This window comes from Ferruginibacter sp. (assembly GCF_014377975.1).
In the GTDB taxonomy this organism is placed as follows: Bacteria; Bacteroidota; Bacteroidia; order Chitinophagales; family Chitinophagaceae; genus Ferruginibacter.
On the sequence record NZ_JACMOO010000052.1, the window covers coordinates 31,025 to 43,814 of the forward strand.

Here is a 12,790-nt window from a genome sequence, read left to right on the forward strand (position 1 = left end):
TTATTTTAAACCTGCTACTTTTTTTTAGAGTGTTGTTATTACCTTCCAATTTTTACAAAAGCCAGACTTCAAGATGCAACAGTTAACAACGCTATAATTTTTCAATGTTAATAATACTTACATTTGATAACTTAAAGTTGTCATTTAAAAAATTTATTAAATCTTGTTTGTTTTATGAAAAAAATAGCGCTTTTATTAATCTGCTACCTGTTTGGCGTACACGCAATTTGTCAAAATACCTCTACCCCAATTTCCATCATTCCCGAACCTGTGCAGATGGTGCAAAATGCAGGCGTATTTGTACTGCCTTCAACAATCACCATTGAGGCACCCATACAGCCTGCAGTAAAAACAACACTTGATATTCTTCAGCTGCGTCTAACCGCTGCAACCGGTTACAAGGTGTTATTTGGAGGCCAGATGCCTTCAGCCACTATTAAGCTGGTTTTGAATACAACTGCCGATGCAGCCATTGGCAATGAAGGTTATCGTTTAAATGTCAAAACCGCCAATATTACCATCGTGGCCAACCAGCCGGCTGGCTTATTTTATGGAGTGCAAACACTGTTGCAACTATTGCCTGTAGAAATTGAAAGCAAAACAGTGATGGCGCAGGTTAAATGGAAAGCTCCCTGCGTAACCATTACCGACTATCCACGCTTTGGATGGCGGGGTTTGATGTTTGATGTATCCAGACATTTTTTTACCAAGAAGGAAGTAAAGGATTTTATTGATCAGATGGCCCGGTATAAATACAATTTATATCACTGGCATTTAACAGATGATGAAGGCTGGAGGATTGAAATAAAAAGTTATCCCAACCTTACAAAAAAAGGTGCCTGGAGTGTAGCAAAGGTGGGCTATTTCGGAACATTCTCCCAACCGTTACCTGATGAGCCAAAAACCAATGGAGGCTTTTATACACAGGAAGATATTAAAGAGGTAATACAATATGCAAAAGATCGGTTTGTAAATATTTTACCCGAAGTAGATGTGCCCGGCCACAGTATGGCTGCTATTGCTTCTTATCCCGATTTATCCTGCACGCCAGGTGCTGATAAGTATGATGTAATTGCAGGAGAAAGTTTTATGGATTGGTCGCACGGTGCACCGCCGATTGCACTTAAGGATAATACACTTTGCCCGGCCAACGAAAAAGTATATGTTTTTTTAGACAAGGTAATGACAGAAATTGCTGCACTTTTTCCTTTTGAATACATACATGTTGGCGGGGATGAATGCCCTAAAAACTTTTGGGAAAAGAGTGATGCTATTAAAGCACTGATGCAAAAAGAAGGATTGAAAACAATGGAAGAAGTACAGAGCTATTTTGAAAAAAGATTAGAGACTATCGTTGAAAGTAAAGGTAAGAAATTTATGGGCTGGGATGAGATACTCGAAGGTGGTTTGGCTCCCAATGCAGCTGTTATGAGCTGGCGTGGAGAAAAAGGGGGCATTGAAGCTGCTAAATTAAAACATGATGTAGTAATGAGCCCTACCACTTATGCTTATCTGGATTATATGCAGGGCGATGAAATTATTGAACCGCATGTTTATGCAACCCTGCGCTTAAAAAAATCGTATGAATTTGAACCGGTTCCCCCAGGAGCAGATGCAAAATACATCATAGGCGGACAGGCTAATTTATGGTCCGAGCAGTTGTACAATACACGCCACATGCAATACATGCTTTGGCCAAGAGGCTTTGCTATTGCAGAATGTGTATGGAGTCCGAAAGAAAAAAAGAACTGGAATAGTTTTGCTGCAAAAGTAGAACAACATTTTAAACGCTACGACCTGGAAGAAGTAAAATACGCACCCAGTATGTACGACCCTATTTTTACAGCCATTAATAATAACGGGCAATTGCAAATTGAACTGGCCACAGAAATTGAAGGTTTAGATATACACTACAGTTTTGATAATTCTTTTCCTGACCAGTTTTATCCAAAATATACCGCAGCACTTACGCCACCAAAAGATGCGGTGATGCTAAAACTAATTACTTACAGGGGCAATAAACCAATTGGCAGAATGATTGCCATGCCATTGGATGTTCTGCAAAAAAGAGCCGGGGTTAAAAAATAGAGTACAGTTACCGGTCGCTATAGCGGAGTTTAGTTTTTGAGATTTTTGACCTTGATAGTTTCTATAGCAGACGGGCTGATATTTTCATTTTTATAACTTTTTAAAAATTATAATTCCTTCATTTTAACGGGCAAATTTGTAGTTATTTCAGATGAACCCGGAAATATTTGATAGCAACCTTATTACCTCCAATAGCAGGATTACCTGCAAAAAGGTAGTAAGGTTTATTTTTATTTGATAATTCTGTTGGAGGCGTCAGTTAATAAAAGAATTTTTTATTAATTATGAAGACGCTGTTCGTTTTTTTAACCAACTTATTTATTCTTTGTTGTGGATTTTTTATCAAATCACGGCAATGCTTTTTTGCTGTCATCCTGTCCATTATTGCATCGGCTAGTGTAGGTTCTTCCAGCTATTCTTATAAGTTTACAACAGGCAGTTGGGAGATTGCGATCACCGTTTTTTTTTGCATTCCTGTAGTACATGATCTGAAGAATAGCAAGCTTCATATTTTTGTTGGATGAATGCAGCTTTAAGCAATCTAAAATAATCTGGATATTTTTTTTGTTTAAAACCTTCAGATAACTTCCTTCCGTTTTTGCAATGGCAATCGCTTCAATCAAATGATTGACATTATAACCGCCCCTATTAACATCCACATGAACGGACTTTTGTATTGTCCAAAAAAACCAATACCTCTTTTTAAAAACGTGATGTTACTTTCACTGTATTAACGGGTTGTTTTAAAATTTTATCAGCTTTTTCTTCAGATGATCCAACGGCCGAAATATTTTAGTTTTTTAAACCAATAACCGTTATCAAACTGCCGGAAAGTATGGGGGTGGTTGCTGCTATATTATTTAGAATTTTTCTTATTTATTGTATCCTTTAATTATTACATTAATTTTTGCATAACTGAAATCATCTTTTTTTAATCTCCGGATTAGACCTGCTTTTTATTGGAATAAATATGTTATTTTTTTTAGTATCTATCAGGTTTTTTAATTTACGCCTGTAATGTCTTTTTATTTATTATAACGCCGGAAATCCTGAAAAAATTCCCTTTCCATTCTAATCAATAATTTTAAAACCCCTCTTAAACAACTGAATAAAAAAAACTGGCGCAATACTCGTAAAAGCTATAATTAACCAGGTACCTATACTTAAAATTTGAAATCCGACATATTTATTAAGTGGATTGATGAAATAAAAAACTGCCATTATTGCAATACATAATAGTAAAGCTGCCCAAATAAATTTATTACGGGTAATTTCATTATTAAAGAAAGAGATGTTACGGGAAGATAAATTTAGTACATGCCACAACTGTGATATTGCCAGACTGAAGAAGGTAATATTATTACACAATTGTGCATCGTACTTTAAATAATAGCTGCAATACCAGGTTGCCAGCATAATAGGTAAAGCCAACAATATTGCATACACGTTTATTGTAAACCAATCTCTTTTAATTATAATAGGCTCCTGCGGATTTCGTGGAGGGATTTTCATTATTAATTTATTGCCTTTGCCGAGCCCCAATGCAAGCGCCGGAAAAATATCTGTAACCAAATTGAGGAAAAGTATTTGTAATGGAAGTACTGAGAATGGAACATTTAATAATCCATAAAAAAATACAATAAATATTTCACTAAGGTTGCAGGAAAGCAGGTACATTAAAAAGTTTTTAATATTTTTAAAAATTATCCTGCCCTGCATAATGGCTGCTACGATAGAAGTAAACGAATCATCTTTTAAAATCATCGCAGCTGTTTCTTTAGCTACCTGTGTACCCCTAATGCCCATGGCGATACCAATATCTGCTTTTTTTAATGCGGGGGCATCGTTTATTCCATCACCCGTCATGGCAACAATATTACCCTGCTTTTGATACAGGCTTACCATGTCTAACTTTTGCTTTGGTGTAACCCTTGCAAAAATAGTAGCGGCAAATAGTTTTTCCTGCGGCAATTCGGCATCTAATTCTTTACCGTTAATAACAATATTATCTTTTTCTGAAAGCTTTATTTTTTCAGCAATATTGAGCGCTGTTGCCGGGTGATCTCCTGTGATCATAATAACCTTAATGCCCGCATCCCGGCATGATTGCAACGCATCGGCCACTTCCATTCGGGGAGGATCTAAAAACCCTATTAAACCAGCAAGCGTTAAGTTACAAGAAAAGTTGCCGGCAGCGATATTGGCTGCTTCCTTAAAGGCAAATGCCAATACTTTTGAACCCTGTGCCTGGATAACTTCTGCTTTATATAAAAATATTTTTTTGTCAACCTCTGTTAATGGAATTACCTTTTCGTCCGCACAATACAAACTGCATTTATTTATTAATTCTTCCACTGCTCCTTTTACTGCTACAAAGTTACCCGTATCTTTTTTATGTAAAGTGGCCATTAATTTTGTTTCAGAATTGAATGGTTCTTCTGCAATACGGGGATAAGATCTGTTTATATCTGCCGCATTAATTTTCCTGGATTGTACAAATTGCAAAAGTGCAATTTCAATAGGGTCACCCAAATGTTTTTTCTTATTCTCTTCCACTTTGCTAACGGCGTTGTTGCATAAAGTAGCAATGAGTAATAACTTATCAAACGCTGCTTTATTTTTTGTAATTGCAGAGCTGCTGGCTTCACCACTTTTGTTAATCGGTATGTCTTCATCAAAAAAAACGATCCTGTTTACATCAATTTTATTTTCTGTCAGTGTACCGGTTTTATCAGTAAAAATAATATTGATTCCCCCAAGTGTTTCTACCGATGCCAGTCTTTTAATCAGCACGTGCTTTCTCGCCAGGCGCAACATGCCATAAGTTAATGCAATAATGCTTACCACAGGCAGCCCTTCCGGTATAGCAGCAACGGCCAGTGCCAGGGCTGTTTCTACAATGAGGTAAACCTGTTTACCCTGCAGTAATCCTGTTATAATAAATATGGCTGCAAATGCAGCTGTAACTGCCATTAAAATTTTTGTAAGGCCCTGCAGTTTCTTTTCTAAAGGGGTATTATCCTGTTTTTCGGTTTCCACCAATTGCGTAATCTTTCCTAATTCGGTATTAAGACCTGTACCGGTTACAATGGCCCTGGCATTGCCTTTTACAACGGAAGTTCCTTTAAATATTAAATTGATTTTATCAGCAAGGGAAACATCACTTTCTATAATTTCAATATTTTTTTCAACCGGTAATGATTCTCCTGTTAGTGCCGATTCATCACTTTCAAACTGATTGACTACTATTAATTTTGCATCAGCGGGTACCATATCACCAGCCTCTAAAACCACTATATCTCCAGGTACTATTCTTTCAGAAGGAATTTCTTTAACAGCACTATCTCTCCAGACTTTTGAAACGCTGACATCCATTTTTTTTAAAGCCTTTATTGAATTACGGGCTTGCAATTCCATAAAAAAACCAAGCACAGCGGTAATAAAAATTACACCAATGATGGCAAATCCTTCTATCCAATCCTCAAAGAAAAAAGAAAAACCTGCAGCTAAAACGAGCAATAATATTATCGGGCTTTTAAATTGTTCAAACAAAATCAGCAAAATATTTTTTTGCTTTTGCTCTGCATAACGGTTTAAGCCATACTTTGTAATCCGCTCATTGATATTGCTTTCCTGTAATCCGGTTTGCACATTTACCTTCAGCAGCTTTTCAATATCGACTGCCTTTATCGATTGCGTATTTTTTATTGGATATATCCCGTCGTTCACTGCTGTCATAGTTTTAATTTTCTAATTACCTGCCTCACTTTCCTGGCTTTTTTAAAATCTTTCCGCAATATCATACTCCATAGTTTGCACCCTGAATTTTGCATAACTGAAATCACCTTCTTTTAATCTCCAAAATACTTCAGCTTCGAGTGGAATAATGATACCATTTCTTTCTTGATAGTTACCTGGTTTTATAATCCATGTTTCAAATCTCTTTTCATCCAGGTAGCGCTTTGTCTCCATTTGTATGATCTCTCCAATCTCATTAAAACTAATTATATAAAATAGTGCCAAACCATTGTGGTTAAAGTTTAGTATGGCAGACAAAGTATCAATTGCGGTCCATTGCAAATTTACGGATGGCAATAAATTTGTTGGGAACCAAACACTTTCCGACAGCCAACGCAATAGTTCACTTTCATCATATTGTTGTTTTCCATGACTGTTCACTACGTTAACAGTGGATAAAATTGTTGCAATTAATCTTCCTTCATTTGCTAAATACATAACCCTGGCGACAAACATTGAGGATGTACCTTTCCAGATAAAGCCCGATTTTCCTGTAGTGAAATATTATTCACCAGTAATATTTACCCAATCTCTTTTTAAGCCGGTTTTAAATTTTCCGTTATGTTTCAATCTTACATAACTGATGCAGGGTTGACCTTCTTTTAAGACATGTTTAAAATATCGCTGTACAGGTTCAGGCAAACCTGCCAGCTGTTGATAGCTAAATTTTTGTTTGGAAATATCTGTAGACTGAGCAAACAAATCCTTTACCTGCTTATTAAACCTGATAAATAAATTTATTTTTCCTGCAAGGAATATTATTGCAACAATGGCGATGAAAATTAATATGTATGTCATGATTTTTAAGTTTTCAATTTTAACTATTTTATACGTTATAATAATTCCAAATTACTACCATGAGAATTTTTTTTTCCACTTTCTGGTAAGGAGTTTATCGTTACCAGATAGTACACTCATTTTACCAAATAATCTACATGCATATAAAGTTCGGTGATGCATTGGATGTTATAAATCATGTCGCAGTAAAGCTTGCTTTTATTTCATGGTTATCGCCGGGCATCCTTAATGCAACTTCTTTTTGCAAAGCCCCCCATGTTAGATATCCTGGCCTGATGATAAATAAATAAGTGCAGGCTCACAGAATATAGAAAGTATCGTTATTGCAACTATCATTATTGTAATTTGCCTTTCCATACAATTTTACTTTATTTTAAATATTATTATAAGCATAAACATCTCTATTGGTGCGGTGCTTGCTTACACCAAGACCAGCATCAATAACCTATCGGAAAATATTGGTTACAAATAAATAAAACCAATTAGAGATGTAACAAATGCATCAGTCAGAAAAGAAATTTTACTCCATTTTTATATTCTTTTTTTCATATACAGGAACAGCAGATAAAGTAGGCAGCCCCATAAATAAATAATCTACTGAATCAAAATCCCGAAAAAGGGAATGTAAATTTTGACTGCAATTTTCAGTTTCATCCCGATCTCCTTTACCTGTAATAGAACTCATTGTGGCTAGTTGTACAACATAATTGAAGATTACGAATACAACATACCTAATATTAAAAACAAGTACCACATCACTCCAAATCTTTTTATCATTTTACTATATAATGCAGTGCAGGTATTTAGTACAAAAAGGGAATTATTATACAAAGTAAAAATCCACAAATTAAAATTTCATCAACTGAAAAAATAAGTATATCAAAAGATGTAGTAACTGAACCAATAAAACTGCACATTAGAAGCAAATGCGAGAACGCCGCTCAAAATTTATTTTGACACTGCCGCATTCTTGTCCTTAATTTTTTTGTGATTTAACTACCAGCGAAATTACTTTTTAGTCTAATTCTTATTTTCACAATCTCGTACCAAATAACTGATGTAAAACCTATTGCGATAGAAGTAAATAACTGTGAAATAGTCAGGGTTTCAAATTGAAAGAAATTTGTCAATGCTGGTACACAGAGTAATAGTCCTGTAATAATAATTGTAATGGCAATAATGAACAAAACGATATTATTTTTATACATCAAAGTAGTAAGGATTGAATAGTAGAAGGAACGATTGACGAGTGTTAAAAATACATTGGCAGCTATTAAAACTGTAAATACAATTGTTCGGGTATGTGCTTCATCAAATCCCCGGTAAACCGAATATTGATAGGCAAACAATGTTCCTGCTGTAATGGCTAACCCCTGTATAACGCTTATGGTTAATTCCTTCCAGTTGAAAAAAGAAGATGAAAATGGTCGTGGCTTTTTACACATAGCGTTACGCTCCATCGGCTCGTTTTCAAAAGCGATAGAGCAGGTTGGTCCCATAATCAACTCTAAAAAAATAATGTGGACGGGTGAAAATATATTTGGATAAATCCAGCCTGAAGCTAAAGGAATAAAGACCGTTAAAATTATTGGTATATGAATGGAGATAATGTACTGAATTGCTTTTTTGAGGTTGGTATAAATTTTCCGACCCATGGCTACAGCATCCACCATTTTTGATAAGTCATCTTCTAACAAAATAAGCGAGGCGGCCTGTTTGGCTATTTCAGTTCCTTTTTTCCCCATAGCGATGCCGATATGTGCAGCTTTCAAAGCAGGCCCGTCATTTACACCATCGCCTGTCATTGCCACAATTTGATTTCGCGCTTTTAAAGCATTGATTATTCTTAGTTTTGCTTCCGGAAACATTCTTGTAAAAATATTTATCTGCATCACTTTTTCCTCCAGTGCTGCATCCGGCAATTTCATCAGTTCATCTCCTGTTAAACTATGTTCAAAATCTTTAAATGCAATTTGTTTAGCAATAGCCTTGGTTGTTGCGGCATTATCGCCTGTAATTATTTTTACTGAAATACCAGCTTTATAAAAATGTTTTAAAACGGTTTCGATATTCTTTTTTGGCGGGTCGTAAAAAGCTACGATACCTTTAAATTTAAATTGAAACTCCTGCTGTGTTTTCGGAAAATTACTACCTGTAAAATCACTTTCGCCAACACCTAAAACCCTGTATCCTTCATTGGTTATGGTTCGTATAACTTTTTCAATTTGTTGTGTTTCTTCCTGTGACAAAATACAAACATTCATCAACGCTTCGGGGGCACCTTTGGCAGCTATAATTCTTTTACCGGCATTGTTTTCAAAAATATGCGTCATCATTGGTGGCTTTCCTCCCAAAGGATATTCGTAAATTAATTTAAAACCAGACCGTACATTTTCTGTATCAAAATTACTGTAAGCCTTATGCAACTCTACTTCCATTGGGTCAAACGGAATCGGTTCGCTTGCCCACATAGCTATTTCTATCAACGCTTTCTCATCGTTATTTGCTTCATCTGGAGTAGTAATTTTTTTTGAAGTCACCGCATATACTTTTGCCAAACTCATTTTGTTTTCGGTGATGGTTCCTGTTTTGTCTGTACAAATAACAGTTGCAGATCCCAATGTTTCTACCGTTTTCATTTGCTTAACCAAAATTCCCATTTTCATTAACCGCCAGGCACCAATAGCCATAAAGGTGGTAAATGCCATCGGAATTTCTTCGGGTAAAATACTCATAGCCAGCGTAAGCGCCTTTAGCAAACTATCCAACAAATTATGCGAACGAAAATAATTGATAGCCCATACCACTAAAAAAACGATGGCACCGGCAATAATTAACTTTTTTACAAAATTGCTGATTTGCAATTCTAATGGTGTTTTTTCTTCTTTAATGCTTTCGAGACTTTTACCAATTTTACCCAACCTGGTTTCGTTGGCTATATTTGAAATGGTTACAATTGCCAGGCCACTTACAACAGTCGTGCCTTTAAAAATCAAATTATCTTCTGTTGTTTTATCTTTAAAAACAGGAAAAGATTCTCCCGTGAGAATAGATTCATTTACTGAAAAATCATTGGAATGAACGATCATTCCATCGGCTGTAATTAAAGTTCCTTCTTCCACTATCAAACTATCTCCAACAACTAAATCTTCACTTTTTATTTCTGCTGTAAAACCATTCCTGATTACTTTGCAATTGGGTTGTTTAAGGTTTTTTAATTTTTGCAAAGCATTACGGCTTCTTGAATCCTGGAACAAAGAAATAGCTGAAACTATAACAATAGCCGACGAAAGGAAAATTCCATCGCCTGTTTTTCCACTTACAAAATAAATCAGCGCAGCCACTAATAATAAAATAATCATTGGCTCTTTTACCAAATTTACTAAAGCATCTAAAACACTGTTTTCCTGTTTGTAGTGTAAGATGTTTTGTCCGTATTTTTCCCTTGAAATTAATACCTGCTCATTCGTTAAACCTTTTATATCGACATTATATGCAGCCATTTTTTTAAAAATTTGCTTTGATAACCTTCAGGTATAGTTCAAAATATTTAGTAATTCATATTCTGGAAATAACCGGTAATTATTAGAAGGATTGCTAAAAAACACATTGTTATAGTTTGCTGAAAACAAGTAGTGGAACTTTTATATCGAAGGAATACCCGGCTGATTTACTAGAGAGAAATAATTTTTCAAAAAATGTTCTGTTTTGCTGCGTGAACATTATCACCATAGATGGTTTGGATTTTTTGATAGCTGATTGAAGATTTGAAATAAGTGATTCAATCGATTTTGGTTTTTCCAGTTGCAGTTTTACATCATACTTTGAAAGAGTTTTAACTGCCATTTCGATTATTTTAGAATTTGTAGATTTCTCTTCCGGCGAGATAAAATGTAATAACTCCACTTTTGCGTGTAAAGATTTTGAAAAATCAACTACTTTCTTTAATTCCTTTTCCAGGTTAATTAAATCGGACGCATAGATGATATTCATTATTTTTTTTGCGCGATAAGAACTGGGAACGGCAATTACGGGAACATCGGAAAAATTAATGAGATTAGAAGTGTTGGTGCCGAATATTCGTTGAAACTTTCCGGCACCTCTTGTGCCGATACAGATATAACTGAAATTATTTTGGCAGGCATATTCCCTGATGCTTGCGTCAATCATCACTGAACTTTTTACTACGCACTTTATATTTTCAGGAACAATGTTCTGTTTCTTATAAATTTTGTCAACAAAGAGATCGAGTTTAATTTGTATTTTACCTGATGCTGCTTTTTCGTAAGCATCAGCTTTTGCTATACTCCATGAAATGGGTTTTATAATATGGTAACAATGAAGAAATGTCAACTCATATTTATGCTGAGAAGCTAACTGGATAGCGAACCGGAAACCCGCTGTAGAGTTGGTCGAGAAATCGGTGGTAACAAGGATTTTTTGCATGATTGTAATTTTATTTTTGAGTGCATTGAAATAATCTGCTAAACAAGGCGTTAACCGTAAATTGGAATGATTGTTAGTATTATAAGTTAACTATTTTGCCGGCTATTTGAACAAATTAATTTAACCATTTTTTCATTTTTAAAATAGCTGGCGATAAACTGAAATTTTTTTAAAAATCAGCAAAAAAATATCAAACTTTTTAGAGAGCTGAAATTTATTTTGCCAAACTTTCAATACCACCTGATTTTGTTATTATCCTTATTGTTTATCCCGTCTGTTGACTTTGTGCGTGGGTAATATACAAGCTTGCATTTGTCGCATTGATTACAGACTCTATTGTAATTTTAAAAAATAACCGGGTAATCACAAAACGCTCCAAGCTAACATTACTAGCATCATTTTTTCAGAATACTGCCGCATAAATTTTTGCCAGCTTACTTTTTATCTTTCCTGTTATCAGTTCAATCTTTATATTAATAAAATGTTTTGATGCCCGGCTTTTTATTTGCTCTAAATGTTTTACAGCAACCGTTTCTGCATTGAAAATTTTAAAAACTAAACACCATAATTTTTATATTCATGCAAAATATCACTGAACATTTTATGGCATACAAGCTGAAAGCAGCGCATTCATAAGCTATCAATATCCTTTGTATAGACTCCACTTTTTTAGATACACGTATGAATAAACAATGAGCATCTGCCAATAACTCCCGCAAACTGTATTATCAGTATTTCTTTCATACTCATTTTTTAGTATTTTTTAACATTCAATTTCCATTCCAATATCTCAGGTATAGCTCCTCATGCATATTGATATATGTTTGTACCCGGGTAATTTATTTTGCAGTCGTTGTTTGGTATCAGCAGCTTTTGAACCCAGGATGGATAATCGGTCTATCGCATCTTTTAAAGGTTAAAACCTGTCCAGGCGTATCGATTTGGTTATTTGTTTCATTAAAGGTTATTGGTCAAAACTATTGCTACAAATTTATCCCCTCCGGAATGTGTGAATGATACAACTTATTTTTTTTATTGTATAACACTTTCCAGGCCTTACAAGCTCACCTTTACTGTTTAATAAAATACTCCTGTAATGGAATATAACAGTTTGGAGCGAAAATGCAGTGGCCTTTACGCAATTGTAAAAATGAGTTTGTAGTTTAAAATTATAATAAAATGAAAATAATGCAGCAGTACAAAAAGGAGAACAGGATGCCATTAAATGGGAAATAGTATGAAACTGTGCCGAAATGGGCGTAACTATTAAACGTAACGTAGTAACACTAACGGGTGTTGTTGAAAACTATATGAAGAAATCAGAAGCAGCGGATGCAGCTAAAATTATAACTGGCGTAAAAAAAGTAATTGGAAAAATTGAAGTAAAGCTTAGCAGCACTTAGATGTTGCATCGATAGAAGGCTTTAACCCCAAAGCTCTGAACAAATTATTTGAGTTTAAAAAAAAGAGTTTAAAAAATCACAGTAATTTTAGCAGTTGGGATATCAGGATATAACTATAGATTGAGTAGTAATTCGCACAAAAAAGAGAAACCATTGAGACAGTTTTTTACTGTAACCAAATAAATGAAAATGAAATTAACTTTAATTATAGTAGCTATTTTGACGGCTTTATTAATCATTTCTCAATTATATTTTAC

The 12,790-nt window shown here is 34.8% G+C and carries 7 protein-coding genes and 1 pseudogene; 2 read left to right on the plus strand and 6 right to left on the minus strand.

Annotation, left to right across the window (positions count from 1 at the left end; translation table 11 throughout):
* Positions 1 to 174: 174 nt before the first annotated feature.
* The gene (locus H7254_RS03465) at positions 175 to 2,088 is read left to right on the plus strand and encodes a beta-N-acetylhexosaminidase (protein ID WP_301931658.1); all 1,914 of its coding nucleotides are present in this window, start codon (positions 175 to 177) and stop codon (positions 2,086 to 2,088) included.
* A gap of 347 nt (positions 2,089 to 2,435) precedes the next feature.
* On the opposite strand, the gene H7254_RS03470 is transcribed toward H7254_RS03465, so the two are convergent.
* The 6 genes and pseudogenes from H7254_RS03470 to H7254_RS03500 form a co-directional block, all read right to left on the minus strand.
* A complete protein-coding gene (locus tag H7254_RS03470) occupies positions 2,436 to 2,747 on the minus strand; it encodes a hypothetical protein (protein WP_301931659.1) in 312 nt (103 codons plus the stop codon).
* Positions 2,748 to 3,159: 412 nt separating this feature from the next.
* Positions 3,160 to 5,826, minus strand: coding sequence for a cation-transporting P-type ATPase (locus H7254_RS03475; protein WP_301931660.1), 2,667 nt, complete (start codon positions 5,824 to 5,826; stop codon positions 3,160 to 3,162).
* Between the two features lie 42 nt (positions 5,827 to 5,868).
* Positions 5,869 to 6,684 (minus strand): annotated as a pseudogene (locus H7254_RS21415) (DUF6544 family protein).
* A 520-nt stretch (positions 6,685 to 7,204) separates the two neighbouring features.
* Positions 7,205 to 7,369 carry a hypothetical protein gene (locus tag H7254_RS03490; protein ID WP_301931663.1) on the minus strand — a complete coding sequence of 55 codons (165 nt, stop codon included), beginning with the start codon at positions 7,367 to 7,369 and terminating at the stop codon, positions 7,205 to 7,207.
* Positions 7,370 to 7,676: 307 nt separating this feature from the next.
* Positions 7,677 to 10,187, minus strand: a complete 2,511-nt coding sequence (locus tag H7254_RS03495) for a cation-translocating P-type ATPase (protein WP_301931664.1) — start codon at positions 10,185 to 10,187, stop codon at positions 7,677 to 7,679.
* Positions 10,188 to 10,296: 109 nt separating this feature from the next.
* Positions 10,297 to 11,130 carry a universal stress protein gene (locus tag H7254_RS03500; protein ID WP_301931665.1) on the minus strand — a complete coding sequence of 278 codons (834 nt, stop codon included), beginning with the start codon at positions 11,128 to 11,130 and terminating at the stop codon, positions 10,297 to 10,299.
* Positions 11,131 to 12,383: 1,253 nt separating this feature from the next.
* Between H7254_RS03500 and H7254_RS03505 the strand changes: the two genes are divergently transcribed.
* On the plus strand, positions 12,384 to 12,533 hold the full coding sequence (locus H7254_RS03505) for a BON domain-containing protein (RefSeq protein WP_301931666.1): 150 nt from the start codon (positions 12,384 to 12,386) through the stop codon (positions 12,531 to 12,533).
* The last annotated feature ends 257 nt before the right edge of the window (positions 12,534 to 12,790 follow it).

What these genes read in the sequence shown, in the direction of transcription:
- H7254_RS03500 (WP_301931665.1), bottom strand. Translation starts at nt 11,130, where the DNA reads ATGCAAAAAATCCTTGTTACCACCGATTTCTCGACCAACTCTACAGCG.
- H7254_RS03495 (WP_301931664.1), bottom strand. Translation starts at nt 10,187, where the DNA reads ATGGCTGCATATAATGTCGATATAAAAGGTTTAACGAATGAGCAGGTA.
- H7254_RS03505 (WP_301931666.1), top strand. Translation starts at nt 12,384, where the DNA reads ATGGGCGTAACTATTAAACGTAACGTAGTAACACTAACGGGTGTTGTT.
- H7254_RS03490 (WP_301931663.1), bottom strand. Translation starts at nt 7,369, where the DNA reads ATGAGTTCTATTACAGGTAAAGGAGATCGGGATGAAACTGAAAATTGC.
- H7254_RS03465 (WP_301931658.1), top strand. Translation starts at nt 175, where the DNA reads ATGAAAAAAATAGCGCTTTTATTAATCTGCTACCTGTTTGGCGTACAC.
- H7254_RS03475 (WP_301931660.1), bottom strand. Translation starts at nt 5,826, where the DNA reads ATGACAGCAGTGAACGACGGGATATATCCAATAAAAAATACGCAATCG.